This is a genomic window from Spirosoma profusum, from assembly GCF_014699005.1.
Classification (GTDB): domain Bacteria; phylum Bacteroidota; class Bacteroidia; order Cytophagales; family Spirosomataceae; genus Spirosoma; species Spirosoma profusum.
The window spans coordinates 23,130-47,185 of record NZ_JACWZY010000043.1 but is presented as its reverse complement, the minus strand read 5'-3'; the positions used below and the strand labels follow the sequence as shown (position 1 = coordinate 47,185).

Annotated in this window: 9 protein-coding genes; 8 read left to right on the top strand and 1 reads right to left on the bottom strand. The window is 48.9% G+C overall.

The window, feature by feature from the left end:
* Nucleotides 1-333 precede the first annotated feature (333 nt).
* Complete coding sequence (locus tag IC229_RS30870; RefSeq protein WP_190892163.1) at nt 334-918, bottom strand: hypothetical protein; 585 nt, start codon at nt 916-918, stop codon at nt 334-336.
* Nucleotides 919-1,915: 997 nt separating this feature from the next.
* On the opposite strand from IC229_RS30870, the gene IC229_RS30865 reads away from it, so the two are divergent.
* The 8 genes from IC229_RS30865 (at nt 1,916) to IC229_RS30830 (ending at nt 24,046) form a co-directional block, all read left to right on the top strand.
* Nucleotides 1,916-3,079, top strand: a complete 1,164-nt coding sequence (locus IC229_RS30865) for a sensor histidine kinase (RefSeq protein WP_190892162.1) — start codon at nt 1,916-1,918, stop codon at nt 3,077-3,079.
* 57 nt (nt 3,080-3,136) lie between these two features.
* A complete protein-coding gene (locus IC229_RS30860) occupies nt 3,137-7,189 on the top strand; it encodes an ATP-binding protein (protein WP_190892160.1) in 4,053 nt (1,350 codons plus the stop codon).
* A gap of 111 nt (nt 7,190-7,300) precedes the next feature.
* The gene (locus tag IC229_RS30855; protein WP_190892158.1) at nt 7,301-9,103 is read left to right on the top strand and encodes a tetratricopeptide repeat-containing sensor histidine kinase; all 1,803 of its coding nucleotides are present in this window, start codon (nt 7,301-7,303) and stop codon (nt 9,101-9,103) included.
* A 41-nt stretch (nt 9,104-9,144) separates the two neighbouring features.
* A complete protein-coding gene (locus tag IC229_RS30850; protein ID WP_190892156.1) occupies nt 9,145-9,924 on the top strand; it encodes a response regulator in 780 nt (259 codons plus the stop codon).
* 37 nt (nt 9,925-9,961) lie between these two features.
* Complete coding sequence (locus IC229_RS30845; RefSeq protein ID WP_190892155.1) at nt 9,962-10,531, top strand: 1-acyl-sn-glycerol-3-phosphate acyltransferase; 570 nt, start codon at nt 9,962-9,964, stop codon at nt 10,529-10,531.
* A gap of 138 nt (nt 10,532-10,669) precedes the next feature.
* A complete protein-coding gene (locus tag IC229_RS30840) occupies nt 10,670-14,596 on the top strand; it encodes a type I polyketide synthase (RefSeq protein WP_190892153.1) in 3,927 nt (1,308 codons plus the stop codon).
* Nucleotides 14,590-17,115: an SDR family NAD(P)-dependent oxidoreductase gene (locus tag IC229_RS30835; protein WP_190892152.1), complete on the top strand. Its 2,526-nt coding sequence runs from the start codon at nt 14,590-14,592 to the stop codon at nt 17,113-17,115. Before IC229_RS30840 ends, IC229_RS30835 begins: the two co-directional genes overlap by 7 nt.
* A gap of 4 nt (nt 17,116-17,119) precedes the next feature.
* Entirely contained in the window at nt 17,120-24,046 is a 6,927-nt protein-coding gene (locus IC229_RS30830; protein ID WP_190892150.1) for a beta-ketoacyl synthase N-terminal-like domain-containing protein, read from the top strand.
* Nucleotides 24,047-24,056 lie beyond the last annotated feature (10 nt).

The window sequence follows — 24,056 nt, the reverse complement described above, 5'->3', positions numbered from 1 at the left end:
TGGCCCAATGGCGGAAAAGTCATATTTTTCAGAAACTACAAAGTGCTTAAAAGTATCTCTTCTCGTTTCACCCGCATCTGTCCACTTTCGGTTGACGATATACGCTGGATAGATATTGAAATTTAGCTAAATTATTCAAGCTAGAAATCGAAGTTCAAGTGAAATATTTAAGGATTTATCTCTTCTCAATTTAGCATGACGATGGCCCGGTCCTTTTATTCACTTTTACTTTGCCATGTATGGTAGCTGTTTAGTCAGGCAGTTGTTTTAGATATGACTTCATTGTCCAGTTTTTTGTATAAAACCGGGTCGCTTTTTTCGTAAGTAAATCACTTAGTTAATGGATTTGGCGTACTCAGATTGCTCTGATTGATAGCTGTTATCCATAAAACTATTCTGTAATTGGGGCAGCGGATCGACCAGAAACCATTGCCCTTTCGTGAGCCACGATATACTAACGGCGGCCAGCGCAATCCACTCTAACCAAAAAACCGGTTTGTATTCAGTTGTCCAGGAAAGTACTAGCTGTTCTGATTGCTGGTCTAACCAACCCGGTTTCGATATAGCTACGATGGTAAATACTATTATAGAAATGGTAGCAGCGCAAACGCGATATAGGCGATTTCGATTACGTGCCTGTTGGCTCGTGTCACTGTTCTGCGTAAATACACAGAACAGTACAGACATCGTCAGCAAAAAAAACGCGGCAAACGCTTTATGGAATTCTTCACCCAGGGCATTAGGATGATAAACTTGTGTGCTACACCCGTAAATATCCTTTGAAGTGGGTAATAGGGCAACCATAATTATGCAGATGGCAGCAAAACGTGTGGCGATGATCTCGTTAAGACTATCCCCTTTATAGAGAAATAGAGATATTCCAGTAGTGTATAACAGACCAACAAAAACGTTGCCCATAGTTGTATAATAGTAATGACTAACGGATGCCAACACGATTGTGCAGTTGTCAAAAGCGGCCGAACCTGCGATTAGCACAAGAGGAAGTAACACACTTAGAACCCCGAGAACTCTCAGCATCCGCAATTGGTACATCGTTCTCGTGCCTGAATTTGTAAATAGACTGGATAAAGGAGCAATTTTGACGTCTTTGTCCCCGTATTTATGGGCTTTTTTCCTAAGCCAACCGCTTGGCAATATCAATAAATAGGCTCTGGAAGGGTGGCTATTTTCTTCCGGTTGTGATATCAACTCGGGATTTGCCGCGCGTTCTGATTGATAGGTGTTTATAAATGATAGTAGACTAAAGGCCAGTAAACTATTGCAGTAGTGATATAACTCATCCATGTGAGTTGGTTTGATTAATTGACTGATCCAAAGGTAGATTAGCACTAGAAGCTGCGCTGGAAAATGTAGTGAATGACTGCTAATTGTATGTGAATGAAGGAAATTAGTCAGCCGTCTTAATTGGCGGCTGATTGTGGGCTTCACACCTAACTGAAAATTTGGAACTTATTTATTGTTTAATAGTACTTTATCGCTTTGGCGGATTCAGCCACTTACATACAAACTACGGCCATTCACTACATTTTTCAACACAGCTTCTAGGGCTAATCTACCTTTGAGTCAGTCAATTAAACTAGATGACTCACATGAAAAAGCCATACTGCCATCGTTCAAACTTACTAATAGCCATTATTCTGACTTATACAAATGCCTGTTCGTCCGAACAATCTATAAACACTGCTTTGAATTCAAAACCAATGGTTGCCACACATCTGGGTGCTCATTCGAGTAGAAATATCTCAGCTAACGGGCAGATAGGATATTTAGATCGGGTTGAAAAATGTAATCTATTGAGGATCGTATCACTTTAGCTTAGCAGGGACTGTTTCATAATGATCCATTTATAAAACCGAATAAGAGTGCGTACTAGCCCCTCCCGTAATTCAATTTTATGAAGTCGACTTATTTAGCTATCGTCTTCCTTTTCTGCTGGACATTAAGCCATCTCAGTCCATCCATTGGCCAACCAAATGGCTTGCCTGTTTCTCAACTAAACGCTAATAAATATAATCTCTTAGTCGAACTTAATGGTCAACTGAGTCAACTTGCCGAGAAACGGGGAGATTTTAAGCAGGCGCTGCACTTTTATCGGCTTCAGATAGCGAATCGGGACAGCGTATTTATCGAAGCCAAAAATCGACAACTAGCTGAACTGGAAACGCGCTACCAAACCCGCCAGAAAGAAGAAAATATTAAGCAACTGGCCACCACCAATGCCCTCCAAAAACAGCAAATCTGGATCGGGGGAAGCAGCCTCATCCTGATGACCATCCTGCTGGCTACACTAGCCTGGTTTTACCGACGTATCCAACTTAGCCGTACCAAAATTCAGCAACAGGCTGACCAATTGGCTCTGATGATGAAAGAACTCCATCACCGGGTCAAGAACAATCTGGCCATTGTTTCCAGCCTGCTCAAACTCCAGTCCAACCGACTCAAGGACGAAAAAGCCATTCAGGCGGTTCGGGTGGGCCAACAGCGAGTTGAAGCTATGGCCCTGATTCATCAGCGACTCTATCAAACCGATATCGTAACGACAGTCAACATGCGGGAATACCTGACGGATCTGGCCCAGAGTCTGATGCAAGCTTACGACTATCAACCCGCTGAGTTTGACTTACAACTCAACATTGAGCAACAAGACCTGGACGTGGACATGGCTATGCCACTAGGCTTGATCGTCAATGAGTTGGTAACCAACGCGTTTAAATACGCCTACGGTAATCTGGACGACAAACGTCCGATGTTGCGCATTGACTTGCGGCCTGAAGCTATTGCCTCCCAGTCGAGTATCATTCTGGAAGTGCAGGATAATGGTCCTGGTATTAACCAGAGTGATTGGCAGAAAAAGGGGGCGAAAGCTTCGTTTGGCAAGCGATTGATTGCTTCGTTGAGTGAGCAGTTGGAAGGCGAATTTGAATTACTTAAACAGAACGGAACCTTGTTTCGTCTACAGATACCTCACATACACGCCCAAGTGCAACGAAAAGGCAAGCCGTTAGGTGTTATTGAAATTCAACAAAGTAAACGTGGCATGCTAATAGGCTTATCGTAATAATACTTCTTTACAATCCAGGGGTAAAGAAGTATTATTACGGTATGTTAGCCGCCCATGCGAAAGTCACGTTTTAATACGCTTCTTCGAATTTACCAATGGTTGTTGCACGGGATTGGCTGGCTTCTGTTTACTACTACCTATGGTCAGTCGGAACATCAAGCTATAGGTTGGCCCCCACTTCAAATTATTGGCGTAGAACAGGGATTACCCCAGGCGTTTGTTTCCGGTGTGGTGCAGGACGATGCTGGCTTTATCTGGGTGGGTACACTGGGTGGAGTGGCGCGCTACGATGGTCGACAGATGTTGCCTTTTTATCATCAGCCCAACAATCCGGCGTCTCCTCGTAGCAACATGGTTGGCTGGCTGGAACGGGGTGGTCCAAATCAAATCTGGCTACGCTACAACACCGGGCAGATCGACCGAATGGATGCTCAAACGGGTCATTGTCAGCACTTTACACAGTTAGAAGACAGCCTTCGGGCATTACCTGGCGACCGGCAGTTGCATGTGGACCGTCAAGGGAATATGTGGGGACTAATTCTCCATGAGGGTGTGTTTCACTATGATGTTCGGCAGAAGCGATTCACTCGGTACCGTCGGGTCGCGAACGGTCTGGTTAGCGATACCATTAACACGCTTGCTGAAGATCGACAGGGAAATATCTGGGCAATATCTCCAATTGGAATTAGCCAGATTCCTGCGTCCGGTCAATTGGTTAAATCCGCACGCTTCAAGGCTCTTTTACCAGGATTGCGGGCAATGGCCATAAACGACGAACGAGTGCGAGCGTTCGTACGCCCTAATGGCGAGATTATGATCAATAATCAAACCCACCTGCTGTTTATTAATCCCCGGCGTATGACCACCCGGTCGGTTGCCTTTGCTACCCACAAACTCTCTATCGATCAGCCCCTGTTGAGCCAGTCTACCGATGGTACAGTATACCTATTAGCCGGAGGAACACTTTATCAGTACAAAGATGGAACAGGAATAACCGAACTTTGGCACTATCGCTCCTTGTATGGCAATCGTCATGGCGGGCTCCAGGAAACCAGTCTGTGGCTGGACCGATCGGGCGTACTCTGGATGGGCGCCAATACCAAAGGGCTGTTTCGAATCGATGTGGCGGCTGCCCGACTAAAGGCCTACCGCTACCAGAAGGAATTTTGTACTGATGCGCTGCAAACATCCTTAGGAATTAACCTGTCCACTTTTTTTAAATGGCCTTTCGATAATCCAAAAACAGCGTCTTCTTATTATTTCCGGACGAAATATGACCAGCAAGGCCAATTATGGATGGGTATCGGCCACGAGCTAGGGTACTATTCGTTTCAGACGCGCACATTTACGCAGCTCCCTAATCTGGCTACTACCCAATCAAATGTAGTCACTCCAGATTATTTGCTTCGGGGAATCGCTATTACTGCCGATAAACAGGTTTGGGCGCTATCGTCAACAGGAACACTGTACCGCTATGATTCGTCCGGTCGCCGATGGCAAACACCTTTTGGGAAATTAGACATAGAAGCACTTGATCTGGTGACTGATACGGACGCATTCTGGGCGACAACGATGGGTGATGGACTGCTTCGGTACGATGCCAGAACCCATCGGTGCCGGGCTATTCATTTTGATCGCCAACCAGGTAACAATACCGATGAATCCCTGCTAAATCTGCATCAGGACGTTTCTCACCCAGATTGGCTGTGGATCGGCAGTTTTCGGGGACTGATCGGTTTTAACAAACGAACCGGTCGATACCGGCGATTTACTACGGCCGAAGGGCTGCCCAACAATACGGTTTATTCCATTCTACCGGACCGGCAAGGGTATTTGTGGTTGAGCACTAATCGGGGCTTGTGCCGGTTTCATCCGGTTACGCACACAACACTCAACTTTGGGCTGTCGGATGGGTTGCCCGGCGAGGAATTCAATCGGTTTCATCATTTGATGCTGCCCGATGGTCGATTAGCCTTTGGTGGGGTGGAAGGCTGGGTATTATTCGATCCGACTCAGCTTAGAGGAGATACTACCCGGCCCGACGTAGCAATAACAAGCCTAAGTATTAACAACCAACTGGCTGACTCGACCGGCCGCGTTACGTTCCTGCCGCAATTATTCAATACGTTGACTAGTCTGCGACTCGCTCATGATCAAAATTACCTAACGGTTGGCTTTACCGCCCTAAATTACCACCAGCCCGACCGGGTAACGTACCGCTATACACTTGAAGGCTATGATAATCAATGGACTACAACCACACAGGCCAGCGCTAGTTATACCCAACTCCCGCCGGGCCATTACAACCTGCGGATCGTAGCGGCTAATACGTTGGGACTTCCGAGTCAGCAAGTCCGTCAACTGGCTATCACGATTTTACCCCCTTTCTGGGCAAGCAGTTGGGCATATGGATTATATACGTTGCTAGTGGGGTCAATCGGTTGGGGGGTGTTTCGGATGCAGCGCACGCGTAGCCGTGAACGGCAGGAACTGGCGCTACGTGAACGGCAGGCAGCCGAACTGCGCCAGTTAGATGAGGCAAAAACCCGCTTTTTTACGAACGTATCGCATGAACTGCGAACACCCCTCACGCTGATGTTGGGGCCTCTAAACAGCGTATTGAGCCGTAACCGGGTCGAGCCGCAGGACGAACAGTTCATTCGAATGGCGGATCGGAGCGCGCAACAACTACTGGAATTGGTTAACGAATTGTTGGACCTGACCCGGCTCGAAGCGGGCAAACTGGATCTGCGTCCCCAGACTGTTGAACTTAATTGGTTGCTAAGGGAGTGCCTGGACCCCTTCGTTGGACAAGCCCAGCAACAAGGTATTATATTAACGATGCAACTACCCAAGCACAACGGCCTTTTTGTGCTTATTGACGCTACTAAGCTTAAGCGAGTAATTCAAAACCTGTTAACCAACGCCTGCAAATTTACCCCCATGGGAGGACGGGTCACCTTAGAAGCTATCTGTCATAAGGATAGGCTACGTATATGGGTGACCGACACCGGCCGAGGGATTGATCCCAAGGATTTGCCGCATGTCTTCGACCGATACTTTCAAACTCAGCAACCTGGTACCCCACTGGAAGGTGGTACAGGAATCGGGCTTGCACTTTGTCAGGAATTAGTCCGGCTCATGCAGGGTACCATTAGTGTGGAAAGCGAACCAGGACGAGGTAGTTCATTTTGCGTCGACTTGCCCCTCATAATAGACTCTGGCGAACTGACTGACGAAAACGAGCCGGAGTTGAATCGAGTATCTATGTCGGAAAGTGTTAGGGTAGATAGTACAGAAAACGAAGAAATCGAATTTCCATACAAGCAAGCTGCTCAGGTGGCCGAGGTAGACACCGTGTTAATCGTAGAAGATAATACAGAACTTCAAACCTATCTGACCACTTTATTGACACCGGGATTACGCGTATTGACGGCTGCCAATGGACAGGCAGCTCTTCATCGACTGGTCAACTTGTCTCAACTTCCCTCTCTCATCATTGCCGACATAATGATGCCGATTATGGATGGATTTGAATTACTGGAAACCCTGAAAGCACACTCGACTTACCGAATGATTCCCGTAATTATGCTAACTGCCCGAACTGAGGCCACCGATAAACTTCGGGCATTGCGGCTGGGAGTTGATGACTACTTACTAAAACCTTTTAACGAGTCCGAACTTACGGCACGTGTAAAAAACCTGCTACGGAACCGACGCAATCGACAAGTATCAACCGAAGATCAACCACTTGAACCGGGAGAAGATTCATCTATGATTTCTGCGGATGAGCAACTCTGGCTGGAAAAGCTCGAAGGATTAATGGCCGGTCGGCTGGGGCAATTTGATCTGAATGCAGACGAACTGGCTGACGTGCTAGCCATGACCAGGCGCACCTTATACCGAACGATTAAGCGGCTAACAGGTTTGACCCCGGCGCAATACGTGGCTGAGGCTCGCTTTCAGGAAGCCCGACGGTTGCTCGAAACCCGGCAAGTATCGTCCGTTAAGCAGGTAGCCTATCGAGTCGGATACCGGAAGGTTACTTACTTTAGTCAGGTCTACCAGCAACGTTTTGGTAAAAATCCGACAGATTACCTGAAATAATGATGAATAGCACATATTTTGGCACACTATTGGCGCTTTTTGGCACACTAGTGCAGGTTGGTCTCCATTAATTTGAGAGGTATTTTTAGTCTCTATACCTCTTTTGGGCTCATGAAACCATTCTATAAACTATCGGCCATTCTGCTTATTCTCGTTCCAAACTGGTTATATGCTCAGTCAGGAATGCTGCCTGCTTCTAAGGCCAACGCGCCGGACTCCGTCAAACTATGGACCCTGCGCGAAATCGGCGATTCGCTGATAAACGCGGGTCAGACGATGGAGGCTCGAAAAGCGTATGAGCAGGCATTAGCCATGGCCAAAGAGGTCGATAGATTGGATGATATTGGATTGGGCTACCGGGCTATAGGTTACTGGCACCAAACAACTGGCGATCCAAGCGGAGCTATTGATTGGTATCTCAAAGCATTAGACACCTTTGAAAAGAGCGGCAACCGACGAAAGCAGGCCCGAACGGCCGCATTTATTGGGTTCGCTTATGACAGACTTCACAAATTACCAGAAGCCCGGCGGTACCTACTCCATGGCATCGAGCTGGCTCAACAAGGTGGCTACGATAAGGAGCTTTATGAGTTGTATGGCAACATGGCGAATCTTGAAGGGCAAAGTCAGCACTACGGACAGGCAATGGCCTATACCCAGAAAATTCTAACTTACTATAAAAGCAAAAAAGACACGGTTACTTATTACGGTGTGCTGTTTAACCTGGCTCAGCTCTATAAAAAACAGAAGCAGTACGTCCGGGCGGAACAAACGTTTCGGAACGTACTGGCTTATGCCGATAAATACAACGACGATTTTGTGCGCGGGTACGTCTATTCAAGTCTTCCTGCTGTGTTAATTCCCCAAAACAAATTGGCCGAAGCCGAGAAAGATTGCCAGCGGGCACTGGTCTGGGTTGATAGTACGGGCACCGCTAAACATACTACGTTAGAAGAAATTTACGGCCATCTAAGCCAGATTTGGGAGAAACGAGGGGATTACCGACAAGCACTTCTCTTTTACAAACGCCAGATGGCCAGCCACGACAGTGTGTTTAATGCGACTAAAAACCAGCAGGTAACCGAACTGGAAACACGCTACCAAACCCGGCAAAAAGAAGAAAATATCAAGCAGCTAGCTACCACCAATGCCCTCCAAAAACAGCAAATCTGGATTGGGGGAAGCAGCCTCATCCTGATGACCATCCTGCTGGCTACACTAGCCTGGTTTTACCGACGTATCCAACTTAGTCGTACTAAAATTCAGCAACAGGCAGACCAGCTGGCCCTAATGATGAAAGAACTCCATCACCGGGTCAAGAACAATCTGGCCATCGTCTCCAGCCTGCTCAAACTCCAGTCCAACCGACTCGAGGACGAAAAAGCCATTCAGGCCGTGCGGGTGGGCCAGCAGCGAGTTGAAGCTATGGCCCTGATTCATCAGCGACTCTATCAAACCGATATCGTAACGACAGTCAACATGCGGGAATACCTGACGGATCTGGCCCAGAGCCTGATGCAGGCTTACGACTATCAACCCGCTGAGTTTGACTTGCAACTCAACATCGAGCAACAAGATTTGGATGTGGACATGGCCATGCCACTAGGCTTGATTGTCAATGAGTTGGTGACAAACGCGTTTAAATACGCCTACGGTAATCTGGACGACAAACGTCCGATGTTGCGTATTGATTTACGGCCTGAAGCTATTGCCTCCCAATCGAGTATCATTCTGGAAGTGCAGGACAACGGTCCTGGTATTAACCAGAGTGATTGGCAGAAAAAAGGGGCGAAGGCTTCGTTTGGCAAGCGATTGATTGCCTCGTTGAGTGAGCAATTGGAAGGGGAATTTGAACTGCTCAAGCAAAACGGAACCTTATTCCGGCTACAGATGCCCACTGTTCGTTCGTATTAATTGCTTTTTCTACCAGACAAATACCAGTTAATTAGATTGTTATGAATACTGATGAACGCGTTAAAATCTTGATTGTTGAAGACGAGCCGATCCTAGCCATGGAGCTAAGTGATTGCCTGGAGGAAGAAGGTTACGACGTAGTAGGTACGGCCAATAATGGACGCAAAGCCCTTGATATATTCAAACGTCAATCAGTTGATCTCCTGCTGTGTGATATTAATATAAAGGGTGATTGGGATGGAATCGAGACCACGCATCAGCTAATTGCGGAGCGACCTGTCCCTGTCATTTACCTGACTGCCCTAACGGATCGACAAACGCTGGATCGTGCGAAACAAACGTACCCGGCGGCCTATGTCACGAAACCCTATCAGTTACATAGCCTTCGAACAGCCATTGAACTGGCGATTTATAATTTTTCAGTACGTACCGTAGCGACTCCCGCCAATCAACCTGAACCAGCTTCCTCTGGCCGCGACCCACTCGGCCGGGAAACCATTCTTCAGATCAATGATTTTCTGTTTATCAAACAAAACAATCAGTTTGTGAAGATTGGCCTGAGCGATTTACTGTACCTGGAGGCCGACAATATTTACACGAACCTATTCACTAGTAGCCGTAAATATGTACTCCGGCTTACGCTGAGCGCAGTTTTGGAACGTATCAAACAACCCGAACTGGTTCGGATTCATCGTTCTTACGCAGTTAATATTAACAAGGTGGAATCATTTAACGAGACCGAAGTTAAAATTGGACAACAGCTTATAGCCCTCAGTCGAAGCCACAAGGATGAGTTTTGGGGGCATTTTATGCATCGGTAACCCCTCTTTTTTTACGCTCAATTGACTTAACTACTATATGCTCAGTGCCATTACTCGTTGGCTATTCAAAGTATGGGGTTGGCGAGTCGTTGGGCCTGTCCCAACGGTGCCGAAAGCGATTTGGGTGGAAACGCCCCATACCACCAACTGGGATTTTCTGGTTGGACTTGGAGTTCGTCCGACTATCCATATCTGGATTCAGTACTTCGCCAAAAGCTCATTATTTGCCTGGTATTCAGGATGGCTGTTCCGGGTAACGGGTGGTATTCCTGTTTATCGCGACAAAGCGCATAATTTGGTCGATGCGATGGTACATGCATTCGACCAGAACGAACGTATCCACATTTGCATTGCGCCCGAAGGCACTCGTGGCAACGTCGATAAACTCAAAACGGGGTTTTATTACATTGCGGTCAAAGCCAACGTTCCGCTTATTCTGGTTGGCTTCGACTGGCCCCGGAAACTCGTCATTTTGAGCGAACCGCTTTACCTAACCGGTGATTACCCAACCGATATGATCCCTTTCTACGAGTTTTTCTCTCAAGTACACGGGCCCAAGAAAAACTGGTTTAAACAGTGGGAAAAAACGCGCGTGATTGAATCATAATCGTCTTCGTACTCCACTCACATACAAATTTTAGTAGTTCACCCCCCACAGGCCGTTCTACACCGACATTCCCAGGTATACTCTCTGCGTTTAGGTTAGTTTTGATTGCTCCAATAAGGCACAAAACACACGTAAATCATGGATCGTACGGATTTTCTATTGCGACAAACGCCCGTAGCAATAGTTGGGATGGCCTCAATTTTTGCTGATGCAGCTAATCTGGAAAGCTACTGGAAAAATATTATTCAGCGAGTTGATAGCATTCGGGAAGTACCAGAAAACCGATGGAAAATCAGCGATTACTACGATCCAAACCCGTCAACTCCAGATAAAACCTATTGCAAAGTAGGCGGATTTATCCCCGAAATCGACTTCAATCCGCTTGAATTTGGCCTGCCGCCCAAGCTGCTTGAAGCCACTGATACGGCTCAATTATTAAGTCTATCCGTGGCCAGAGATGCGCTTATTGATGCAGGCTACGCGCCAGATTCAGTAAAATTCGATGCTAAGCTTCGAGAGCGAACTGGCGTCATCCTGGGCGTTGGCGGTGGACAAAACCTCATTATTCCACTGAGTTCCCGGCTAGAATCGCCCGTCTGGCGAAAAGCGATGGAATCGACAGGCCTGCCCGACGATCAGATTGAGCAGATCATTGACAAGATCAAAACGGCGTACGTTCCCTGGTCAGAGGACAGTTTTCCGGGCTTGCTCGGTAACGTGATTGCTGGCCGAATTGCTAACCGCTTCGACTTGGGTGGTATCAACTCGGTGGTTGATGCGGCTTGTGCAGCTTCGCTGAGTGCGGTTAAAATGGCGTTGAGCGAACTGATCGAAGGTCGGTGCGACATGATGCTGACGGGTGGGGTGGATACAAACAATTCGCCATTCATGTACATGAACTTCAGCAAAACCCCCGCCTTCTCGCAGAAAGGGCACATTCGGCCCTTCGATCAGGATTCCGACGGGATGCTGCTGGGTGAAGGGCTGGGCATCGTAGTCTGTAAACGCCTGGATGATGCGATTCGGGACGGTGATCGGATCTATGCCACCATCCGGGGGCTGGGTTCGTCGAGTGATGGTCGGTTCAAGAGTATTTACGCCCCCCGGCCAGATGGGCAAGCGCTGGCCATGCAGCGTACCTACGATGAAGCCGGTTATGATGCGTCAACGGTCGGCCTGATCGAAGCGCACGGTACGGGTACGGTGGCGGGTGACCTATCCGAAATCACTTCGACCAAACAGGTTTTCGGGAAATCGAATCTGGCGCTGAACCACATTGCTATTGGTAGTGTCAAATCGCAGATTGGCCATACCAAATCGGCTGCGGGTATAGCGGGTTTGATTAAAGCGGCTTTGGCACTGCACCATAAAATTCTTCCCGCAACGATCAACGTTGCTCAGCCGAATCCGCAATTGGGCTTGGAAGATTCTGCCTTATATATAAATACGCAAACCCGGCCCTGGTTTCGGAAAACGAGCTTTATACCCCGTCGGGCGGCTGTCAGTGCGTTTGGATTCGGGGGCGTAAACCTGCATACAACCCTGGAAGAATTTAACGACGAACCACAGGGGAGTTACCGCCAACATACACTCCACGCGATCATTTTACTGCATCAGGCTAATGCGTCACAGCTGCTTGATACGTGCCGACAGCAACTAGCTTTACTCCAGTCAGAGGATGCAGCAACTCAGCTAAAACGGTTAGCGAATGAGTCAAAGGCCGTAGGCATACCTGCGACGCATCCTCGGGTAGGCTTCGTGGCTTCTTCCCTCGAAGAAGCACGTCAGAAACTTGGTCAGGTGATTTCGTTCCTGGAACGTAACACCGAACAGGACGAATGGTCGCAACCTCATTACGGAATCTGGTATCGAAAATCGGCGCTGGATATCAATCAAAAAGTTGTGGCTTTGTTTGCCGGACAAGGTTCGCAGTATGTGAACATGGGGAGCGATTTGGCCTGTACGTATCCAACGGTACGGTCAGCGTTTAATCAGGTAAACCGCTTCTTTGAAGCAAAAGGTCAGAAATCATTGACGGACGTAGTGTTCCCCATTCCGGTCTTTTCGGATGACGTTCGGCAGCAACAGGAAGCAACCCTTCGGCAAACCGAATTTGCGCAACCAGCCATTGGAGCGCTCAGTGCCGGGATGTATCGGCTGCTGACAGACGCTGGTTTTCAGGCGAACTACTTTGCAGGCCACAGCTACGGCGAGTTAACAGCACTTTGGGCAGCGGGTGTTCTGGATGATAACGCCTTTTATGGTCTCTCCAAAATTCGCGGTGAAGCCCTCGGTGCAGCATCTTCAGGACGTAGGGAGTCAGGTAGTATGCTCGCTATCAAAGGTAGCCGAGCAGCTATTGAGCAACTACTGAATGGTCGAGCTGATGTTTGGCTTTCCAATATAAATTCCCCCTCACAACTGGTAATTGGCGGCAAGAAAGAAGCATTGATTGAGTTGCTGGATGATTCTAAAGCAAAAGGATATTCTGCTACGTTACTGCCCGTATCGGCAGCGTTCCATACGCCATTAATCAGTCAGGCACAGCAACCATTCGCGGATGCAATTAAGCGTATCAACGTATCAGCGCCTTCTGCTCCCGTATTTTCAAACACAACAGGGAAAGCATATCCAGTAGACTCTCAGCAGATTAAAGAAATGCTGGCTGGTCATATCGTAAAACCAGTACGTTTCAACGAGCAGATCGACGCGATCTATGAGGAGGGCGGCCGCGTGTTTGTTGAATTCGGTCCGAAGAATATTCTGTGCAACCTGGTAAACGAAATTCTAGCTGATAAGCCACATACCACGATTTCGCTTAATGCGAACCCTAAAAAAGATGCGGATAAGCAGTTGCGGGAAGCTATCGTACAGTTGACCGTACTGGGACAGCCGCTTCAGGGCTTCGACCGGTTCGAAAAAGCCTTCGTTGAGCCAGCGCCCAAACCCAAACTGTCGATAAAAATCAGCGGCTACAATTTCGTCTCCGAGGCAACCCGGCAGCGATACGAACAAGCCCTTGCGACGCCCCCTATTGATAACCTTCCTCTTTCTGATCTCATTCCAGATAACCAAAACGACGACGAAGCTATGAATCCCCTTCTTACTCAAATCCAGTCCGATATTGCCGCCCTAAAAGACCAGCAAAACCGAATTGAAGCCTTATTGACAAATTTACTCCAGAACAGCAAGGCAAACCAATTGAATGACTCTACTCCAAAACCAGCCGAGGTTAAGCAGGAGTCGCAACCCGTTAAGGCTTCATCCCCTTTGCCAATAAATGGAGTAAATGGCTCGAAAAATGGTTACACCAACGGCGCTTCCATCGTGCATCAAGCCGTACCAGAAACTCCGAAGACGGAACCGGTGACGAGCGAAGTGGACCGTAAACAAATCGAAACAAGTTTGCTAACGGTGGTAGCGGAGAAGACGGGTTACCCAGCTGAAATGTTGGAAATGAGCATGGATATGGAAGCCGATTTGGGCATCGACTCGATCAAACGAGTAGAGATCTTTGGTGCCATGACCGAAGCCCACCCATCGGTGCAAGGCGTTAAACAACAGGAATTAGCCGAGTTGCGAACACTTCAGCAGATTGTCGATTATCTGGCGACTAAGATCAACGGCAACGTAACGGCTAGTCCAGCTAAAACAGCTGCGCCAACGAATGGCTATTCAGCTCCAACGATCGTACCGGCAAACGGTCAGGTTAGTCAGCCGACACCCGTTCAACCTCCAACGTCAACAAATGGAATCTCAATTCCGACTAGGAAATTGCCGGAAGTAGATCGAAAAATTATTGAAACAAGTCTGCTATCAGTGGTGGCTGAGAAAACAGGCTACCCGGCTGAAATGCTGGAAATGAGTATGGATATGGAAGCTGATTTAGGCATCGACTCCATTAAGCGAGTGGAAATCTTCGGTACCATGACTGAAGCGCACCCGTCTGTGCAAGGGGTAAAGCAACAGGAACTAGCCGAACTACGGACACTCCAGCAGATCGTTGATTATCTGGCCACTAAAATGACGGCAGGGTTGGAGGTCGCTGACGAAAAAAAGTGGTAGAGGTCGATTCCGTCAGACTAAGCCAGACGAGCTACGCACTGGGTAAATACCCAAACGTACCACGCTCTATAGCTACACTGCGGTATCTGCCAGCACCCGATACGTTGCTAATGCCACAGGAAGGCATTACGCTGATTATCAACGATGGGTCGGAGTTGACTCCTGCGCTCTGCAACGAACTATCCCTGAAAAATCATGACGTAGTTGTCCTGACATTTTCAACGACGAACCCTACATCAACTTCATCAATTCAAGAGGGTATAACTGAGTACGTACTAGCTGATCGACAGGCAGAAACTATTCGGCTAGGGTTGAGCCAACTGGCAAAACCCGTTAGTCAGCTTATCTATTTACATCCCCGGCTCACGAGCCAGGTGGACGTATTGAACTTTGCCAATACGCAGGAGAAAGACTGTTTAAAGACGGCGTTTCTGCTTGCCAAATACGTAAAGCAGTCCCTAACAGAAACTGCCTGGCAAACCCGCCCGGCGTTCCTAATTGTTACCCGGCAGGATGGCGCGTTCGGTACAGCAAATTCGGGGCATGACGCCATTTTGGGTGGGGGATTATTTGGTCTAACAAAGTCCCTGAATTTAGAATGGCCGACCGTATTTTGCCGAGCTGTCGATCTATCGCCTGAACTAGCCGCTGCCGAAGCCGCTGAAAAAATTCGGCAAGAGTTGTACGATGCGGATCAGTGTTTGACACAAACGGCCTACAATTCGGCTGGAAAACGATTTACGCTGGTAGCCGAGCCGGTGGCTGCTATTTCTGCTCCTTCGTTACAAGCCCGAATCTCGAAAAACAGCGTATTTCTGGTAACGGGCGGTGGTCGGGGGATTACAGCAAGCTGTGTCAATCAACTGGCGGCTACGTTCCATTGCACGTTTATTCTACTGGGTCGAACTGAGTTACAGGCGTATGAACCTGACTGGGCGCAAGGCATTAACGATCAAGCCGAATTGAAACGGCAGGCTATGGAAGCCCTGAAAGAGTCGGGCGAAAAACCGCTCCCCCGAACGATCGAACGCATGGTGAGCGCCATTATGGCTCAACGAGAAATCCAGACGAATCTCACGTATTTGAAAAGCCTGGGTTCCACTGTTTATTACCGGGCTGTGGATGTTACTAATCCAGAAGCCGTAAAAGCCGTTCTGAGTGAAGTAGTACCTGTTACTGGCCCAATTAATGGGTTAATTCATGGGGCTGGTCGTCTGGCCGACAAACGTATTGAGCACAAAACCGAATACGATTTCGATGCTGTGTTCGATGTCAAAGTACAGGGGCTGGCGACTGTAATGAAAGCGGTCTCTCTTGCCGATCTTCAACATGTCGTTTTGTTTTCGTCTGTCGCTGGATTTTATGGGAACGTGGGGCAAACCGATTATGCAATGGCCAATGAGGTCCTGAACCGGTTTGCGTATCTGTTTCAGAAGAATTTTCCGAAGGCACAGGTCGTATCGATTAACTGGGGGGCCTGGGATTCGGGAATGGTCAGCCCAGAGCTTAAGAAGATGCTGCTAGCCCACAAGGTCGAATTTGTTCCTTCAGATGAAGGACCTCGTGCGCTGGTTGACCAGCTTAGTACGTGGGCGAAGGATCAGGTGCAGGTTCTGCTAGGCGGCACGCTCCCCGTTCCCAAAGCTGTGACCGATGGTCCCCTGCGGTCGTACACGATTCTTCGTACGATGACGCTGGAAGCTAACCCATTTCTGGCGCATCATGTTATTCAGGGCCATCCGGTATTGCCGATCAACATGGCCAATACCTGGCTGGCGCAAACCGCCGATACGCTCTATCCTGGCTTTCAATTGTTTAAAGAAACGGCCGTTAAGCTGTTTAAAGGCCTCGTTTTCGACGGCACTCAACCGACAGATTTCCAGATTACAGTACAGGAACAGGAAAAAAACGCCGAACGAATTCAGGTGCTGGCGACCATTACGAGTCGACAGCCGGGTAAACTGCCCTTACCGCACTATCAGGCACAGATCTTACTGGTGAGTCAGCCCGAAAAATCTGCAGTTGAGTCTTTACCTGACATTCGAAACCTGCATCCGGTTATTAGCGATGGATCGGTGCTGTATCAGGATGGGACACTTTTTCACGGGGCCGATTTTCAGGGCGTAAAACAAGTAATTACGCTAAACGAAAGCGGTGCGCTCCTGCTCTGCGAACATCCGGGAGTATCCTGGGAACGTCAGGGGCAATTTTCCGTATCGTCTATAAACGGCTTTCTAACCGACGTCATGTATCAGGGCTTGTTGATCTGGGTTCGGCGGTTCCACGGGTGCGCCTGTCTTCCCCTAAGTACCGATTGGGTAGAGATGCCCCATAAATTGCCCTTTGGGCGACCTTTCTACGTCTCGCTTAGCGTGGTGAAATCAACTGAATTTACGATGTCAGCCGATCTCACGGCTTTCGATACCATCACGGGAATGGTATACCTGAAAACGCACCGAGCTAATGTCTCCATAAGCAGGGATCTACAATGGACACCATACGAGCCGCTGGCTAGCTAATACGATGAAAACAGATCGAACAGGGGAGAAAATAGCAATTGTTGGCTTGGGTGCTTTATTTCCTGGAGCGAACACACCAGATCAATTTTGGGACAATCTGGTGTCCAATAAATCGGCTATCCGTCAGGCTACCGAGGCTGACTTTGGGATTGATCCTGCCCTGTTTTTCAGCGAAGCGAAAGGCAAACTGGATACCTGTTATTCGCTCCGAGGTGGTTTTGTTGAAGATTTTAGCTTCAATCCACACGGCTATAAACTCGATGCCCAGACACTGCTTAACCAGGATCGGCTAGGGCAATGGTGTCTGTATGTCGCCCAGGAAGCGCTGAAAGACAGTGGCTACTGGGGTCATGATGCGCTAAAGCGGTGCGGGGTAATTATGGGTACACTGTCGTTTCCAACGCATAAGTCCTGGCAGATTCTGTCGGACCTCTACGCCGATATCGCCCGGCAGACAATCGAAAAGCTATCTGGTGAGCCCATTCCTCCCCCAACACTCTACCCGGAAAATTCAGCTAATTTTCGGGATACAGTAGTAGTCAGCACGCCCTCAGCGCTGGTCGCTCAGGCTGTTGGTCTAAATGGGCCTCATTATTCGCTGGATGCTGCCTGTGCGTCCAGCCTGTATGCGGTGAAGCTGGCTTGTGACGAGTTACGTGCTGGCAATGCCGATATGATGCTGGCTGGAGCCGTCAGTGCTGCACATACGCTTCAGATTCACATTGGATTCTCCTATTTCCATGCGTATCCGCTCATCTCTGAGGTATCGGCCCCACTAGACCAGCGCTCCAACGGCCTGACCTCCTCCGAAGGGGCTGGTATGGTTGTGCTAAAACGGCTTTCAGATGCTGAGCGCGACGGCGATACGATTCATGCAATTATCGAAGGGGTCAGCCTGTCGAATGATGGGAAAGGTGAATTTCTGCTGACACCCAATCCAAAAGGACAGCGATTGGCGTTTGAGCGTGCCTACAGCCAAACTCCATTTGGTCCGGAAGCCATTGATTATCTGGAGTGTCATGCCACCGGAACCCGGTTAGGCGACAAGGTTGAATTGAACAGCATCGGCGATTTCTTTGGGCCGAATGCTCCGTATGTTGGCTCGGTAAAATCGTCTATCGGGCATTTACTGACCGCATCGGGTATGGCCAGTATGCTGAAAGTAATTCTGGGGATGAAACACCGGACACTTACGGCCACAACGGGTATCGAAGCCCCATTACTCTCAGCGGACGGCCAGGTTAACGCTGAGCATATAGTGCGCGAAAATCAAAGCTGGCCAGCTAAAGACAATACGTTGCGGGCGGGCATCAACGCGTTCGGTTTCGGGGGTACCAATGCCCACATGATTCTGTCATCCCCCGCATCAGATATCAGCACCGAACCAACATCAAGCAGTCAGCCACCTATGCCATTAGCCATCGTCGGAATGGATTTGCATATGGGCGACTGTGAAAATCTGGACGATTTTTATTTGTCGCTGCTGCTGGGTCGACAGCATTTTCGGGAATTACCTCCCGAACGCTGGAAGGGAATGGATGCCCTGCATCAAACGCTAAATACCGCTGGAATACCCGACATGGAGCAATTGCGGGGGGCCTGGATCGGTGCGTTCGATATTGATTTGCTGCGGTTCAAAATTCAGCCGAACGAAGCAGAGCGAACCTCTCCACAACAAATTCTAATGCTGAAAGTGGCCGATCGAGCCATCCGTGATGCGGGTCTGGACAAGCTTGAAGGACAGGGTGCCAATGTTGCCGTCATTATTGCGATGGAAACAGAGCTGGAAATCCATCATAGACTGGGCCGAGGGCATATAAGCCTACAAGTTCAGCAAGCCGTTCAAGAAGCAGGTCTTGTCGTTGAGGAATCATCATTGAATGCGCTGAACCTTGAGTTGAAAAACGCGATCTTCTCCGATTACGAAGGTCATTCGATTAGCGAACACACCGGTTTTATCGGCAACATCATCGCCAGTCGCATCGCAGCGTTGATGGATTTTACGGGGCCTGCCTTCACCGTTTCGTCGAACGAAAATGGTGTGTATAAAGCCCTTGAAATTGCGCAACGCCTACTCACAAACCGTGAAGTGGATGCGGTCGTACTGGGTGCCGTTGATTTGGGCGGTGGGTTCGAAAGTGTGTTGGCTCGGCATGCTATCCATCCAGTTCATACCGGCCCCATATCAATGGGCTGGAATCACAGTACAAACGGTTGGGCGATTGGTGAAGGAGCGGGTGCCATTGTGCTAAAACGTGCCGATGAAACGTCAACCGACCGGGTTTATGCTCGATTGGATGATCTGGCCATTGTGCAATCGGACGTAGCGAGCTTGCGCGGAACTATTCGTGAGAAAACCGTTTATGAAGCAGCAAATCAGGTATTAAATCGACAGCAAGTAAAGCCATCCGACATTGGTTTTATGGAAGTCTCCGCCAGCGGTATTGCTGCCGAAGATCAGCCCGAAATGGCGGGTTTAGCGCAGGTCTACAGCGGTAAAGGCGCTACGTTAAGCTGTGCGCTGGGAAGCAGCAAAGCCCACATCGGACATACCTATACAGCGTCGGGAATTGCTTCCCTGATTAAAACAGCACTGTCGCTGTACTATCGTTTTCTGCCGGGAGTACCCAATTGGGAGGGTCCTGTATCGGCTACAACATTTGAGGGAAGTCCCTTTTACGTTCCTACGTTTTCTCGACCCTGGGTTTTAGAGAAGGGCCAGGATTCACTCCGGGCCGCTATTAACGGACTAGCCGCTGACGGCACGAGCGCCCATATGCTTCTGTCGGAAGGCGATCATCCCAGATCAAATCAGCCATCACCTTACTTGCTTCGGGGTGGAGAACGCCTTTTTCCAATTCGATCGGCCACGTTAACTGGTCTGCTGGAACAGGTAACGGAACTCGAAAGCTTGCTGTCGATCAAATCGTTTACGCAGATTTCCGATCAGTTCTGTACGAAATTTCAGACTGAATTCGAATCGTCGGCCCAGATACTGGTGCTTGTTGCATCGTCAAATAAGGAGCTTAAGCGGGAAGCTCAGTACTTCCTCACCAACCTCGTTGCCAAACCCCAAGCGACCCTTCAAACACCAGCGGGCAGCTATTACACGCCCAAACAGCTTGGTAATACGGGTAAGCTGGCATTGGTTTATCCTGGTTCGGGCAGTCCATACGTAGGAGCAGGAGCCATGCTGTTTCAGGCCTTTCCGGGTTTGTATGACGTGCTTCAGAAACAGGGATTTGACATGGCTAATGCCTTAAGTCCCAATCTATACCCCCGCCACTTGTTTGCTCTTGATTCGGACGGAAAACAAGAGGTCCAGCGTCGATTTCTAACCAATGCGTTGGCGATGATACTGACAGGTGGTGCCTTTTCAGGTCTTTATACCGAATTACTTCAGGAGTATCTGGGCGTTCAGGCTGATTCGGTGTTAGGATACAGCCAGGGCGAAGCCAGTACTATGTACTATTGCCAGAGTATCTGGAAGGCAACTGCTATCGAGGAAAAATTTGTGAAAGCTCCGTTGTTTCGGGAAAAGGTAGGGGGCCGAATGACGCTGCTTGCTGAACTCTGGCAACTGCCGGAAGCTGAAGCACGGGAACGGTGGAGTTCCCGGTTAATTCACCTGCCCAACGGGAGACCTGGCTATGCAACGCTGTCCGACTGGTTCCGACAGGAAGTAGCCCCTTTTGAAAGCCGGATATTTCTGACATTCATCAATACAGACACTGAAATTATACTTTCCGGCGATAGTGCCGATCTGGATCGGTTACTTGCCCGACAAGAACTGAATAGTGTTCCGTTGACCATCAACAACGTAGTACACCACGATTTTTGTCGCCAACTAGCCGATGAGCTACTTGAGATGCATCGGCTCGATATTCAGCCAGTACGTAGCAAAACTATGTATTCAAGCAATACGGCCGAGCCGCTTGTAATTGACTCTGAAACACTGGCGAACAACTCAATGGAGGTATGTTGCCGTCCGGTCGATTGGCCTCGCATTGTCCGGAAACTGTCGGACAATAACCACAAACTATTTATCGAAGTGGGTGTCAATGCTACGTGTTCCCGCTGGATTTCGGAGGTACTACGTGAAAAAGATCACGCCGTTTTGCCAATGGACCGTAAGGGCGCGAGTGTGCTGCACAATCTGACTGGTTTTGTTGCCAAATTAGTGGCGCATGGTGTTTCGGTTAATCTGGCTCCTTTTTATACGCATCAATCAACCGAGCAGGTACCCCGAAAAACGCTAATCAAACGATTAAAAACGGGCGGACCGCGTTTCGAATCGCTCGTATTAACCGACGAAAATCGACGTCATTTCTCCCAAAAAAGCGGCCGAAGTCAATCAATTCTGGCCGAAACACCAACCATTACGTTTCCAAGAATCCCTCAGCTAACCAGTATGCAAGTCTCCTCTTTCGCCATCGAACAGCCTGAAGTTGCATTTGAAACGCTTGACAGTCCAACTCTTCAACTAGCTGAAAATGGGCTGTCGATGCAGGATTATTCAGACTCAAATCGATTGCTCAACAAGACGATTATCTGGGATGAGGCCGATCTCCTAATGTTTGCTTCGGGTAAGATTCAGGACGTATTTGGCGAAGACTACGCCATCATCGATACCTATCCTCGCCGGGTCATGTTGCCGATGCCTCCCTATTTGCTAGTGAGCCGAGTGACTAAATTAGACGCGACTGTCCATGACTACAAGCCATCCCGCATTACAACTGAGTACGATATTCCCTACGGGTCAGTGTTTACCACCGATGGGCAGATACCCGGTGCTGTAGCGGTTGAGTCTGGTCAATGTGATTTATTGCTAATCAGTTATTTAGGGATTGATTTCCAAAACAAAGGTCAGTACGTATACCGCTTGCTGGACTGCACACTGACCTTCACCGACGATCTGCCGTTTGAAGGGCAGACGCTACGTTACGACATTTCCATCGATCGCTTTGTCCGGAATGAGCAGAACCTGCTGTTCTTTTTTAGCTACCGATGCTACGTTGAAGATCGACTGGTATTGAAAATGGATGGCGGTTGTGCCGGTTTTTTTAGTGATGCCGAACTGGCACTGGGGCAGGGCGTAGTCTTTACTCCACAGGAACGCCGTCAACGCGAGACGCGTCCCCGTCAATTCTTTACGCCTTTACTGGAATGCGCTAAAACGGCTTTCTCGGCTGAAGAGATGATGGCGTTGATACGAGGGGATCTGGTCAGTTGTTTTGGCAAAGCCTATTTCTCCAACGGCCGTAATCCATCCCTGCGACTTCCGCCCAAAGAAATTCTGATGCTGGACCGGATCACCCATGTTGATCAACAGGGTGGTAGCTGTGGACTGGGTTTTATTGAAGCGGAGAAAGATTTACATCCCGACGATTGGTATTTCCCCTGCCATTTCCGCGACGATGAAGTGCTGGCGGGTTCGCTACAAGCCGAAGGAGGGAGTCAACTGCTGCGCTTTTACATGCTGTTGCTGGGTATGCAACGTCTCACGAAAGATGCCCGTTTTCAACCCGTACTCGGTAAACCCCAGAAAGTTCGTTGCCGGAAAGAAGTGCCGGCCCGGGTTGGAAAGCTCATTTACCAGCTCGATGTCCGGGAAATTGGTCTGGTGCCGGAACCGTACGTCATCGCCGATTTAACCATTCTCTACGAAGGACAAATTGCGGTCTTCTTTGAAAATCTGGGCCTGCGCCTTCAGGAAAAAGATCAGCCTTCCTATCTAAAAAACGCTCTGAATCAGCAGAAGGAAGTTTTCGTCAGACCTGTTGACAAACCGGTGTTGTTCAATGAGTATCACCTGACCCAGTTTGCGCTTGGGCCAGTTTATAAATGCTTCGGAGAAGATTATACCGTATTTGAAGGCCGGGCACTTTCGCGGCAGCCTAATACAGACCTACAATTAATTTCAAGAGTACTATCGACAACGGGCCAGCGGTACGTTTTCAACAACAAACCCGTGATGATCAGCGAATATGACGTGCCTGCCGATGCCTGGTATTATCAGCAGAACGCGGCACCTGTCATGCCTTATTCGATTTTGATGGAAATTGCCTTGCAGCCTTGCGGGTTTCTAGGGTCTTACCTCGGTTCTACGCTGCTTTTCCCGGAGAAAGATCTGTTTTTCCGAAACCTCGACGGTGATGGTGATTTACTACGTTCGGTCGACCTGCGCGGCAAAACGATCACGAATCAGGTTTGCTTACAAAGCCATACTGCCCTGAATGGTACGGTTTTACAGCGGTATAGTTTTGCGTTGTCCGTTGATGGGACGGCCTTTTATCAGGGCAACGCGTCGTTCGGTTTTTTCACCAAGGATGATCTTGCCAATCAGGTTGGCCTCGATCAGGGTACCCACGTAGCACCCTGGTACGTCACCCAGCCCGCCGACCAACTTAAGAGCTTAACCGTGAAACTGGATTCCCTTTTTGGTCGGATGAAGTTGTTTCAGTCCGTTAATCCAGCTTCTCCCCAACTTCATTTAGCAGGTGATCAACTCAATTTGCTCGATACGGCGCTTCTAGTAAAAGAGGGTGGCAAGTTTGGAAATGGCTACGTATTCGCCCGGAAAGCCATTGATACATCGAACTGGTTTTTTACTTGTCATTTTTATCAGGACCCCGTCATGCCCGGTTCGCTGGGTGTCGAAGCAATGGTACAGGCTATGCAGCTTTTTGCGCTGCAACAGGGCTTAGCTGATGGTTTGTCAAACGTTACGTTCCAGCAGGCAGCTCCGCATAAAACGGTCTGGAAATACCGTGGTCAGATTTTAGCGACCGATCCCGAAATAAGCCTGGAGCTTCATATCAAAACAATTGATCGAACCGATTCGTCGGTGACGCTAACGGCCGACGCCAGCCTCTGGAAAGGGGCTCTGCGAATTTATACGGTAACGGATTTAAGCATACGCATAGGATAACAGCACAACT

Bases quoted from the DNA above. Each gene is read 5' to 3' on its own strand.
- IC229_RS30870 (WP_190892163.1), bottom strand. From the start codon at position 918: ATGGGCAACGTTTTTGTTGGTCTGTTATACACTACTGGAATATCTCTA.
- IC229_RS30865 (WP_190892162.1), top strand. From the start codon at position 1,916: ATGAAGTCGACTTATTTAGCTATCGTCTTCCTTTTCTGCTGGACATTA.
- IC229_RS30860 (WP_190892160.1), top strand. From the start codon at position 3,137: ATGCGAAAGTCACGTTTTAATACGCTTCTTCGAATTTACCAATGGTTG.
- IC229_RS30855 (WP_190892158.1), top strand. From the start codon at position 7,301: ATGAAACCATTCTATAAACTATCGGCCATTCTGCTTATTCTCGTTCCA.
- IC229_RS30850 (WP_190892156.1), top strand. From the start codon at position 9,145: ATGAATACTGATGAACGCGTTAAAATCTTGATTGTTGAAGACGAGCCG.
- IC229_RS30845 (WP_190892155.1), top strand. From the start codon at position 9,962: ATGCTCAGTGCCATTACTCGTTGGCTATTCAAAGTATGGGGTTGGCGA.
- IC229_RS30840 (WP_190892153.1), top strand. From the start codon at position 10,670: ATGGATCGTACGGATTTTCTATTGCGACAAACGCCCGTAGCAATAGTT.
- IC229_RS30830 (WP_190892150.1), top strand. From the start codon at position 17,120: ATGAAAACAGATCGAACAGGGGAGAAAATAGCAATTGTTGGCTTGGGT.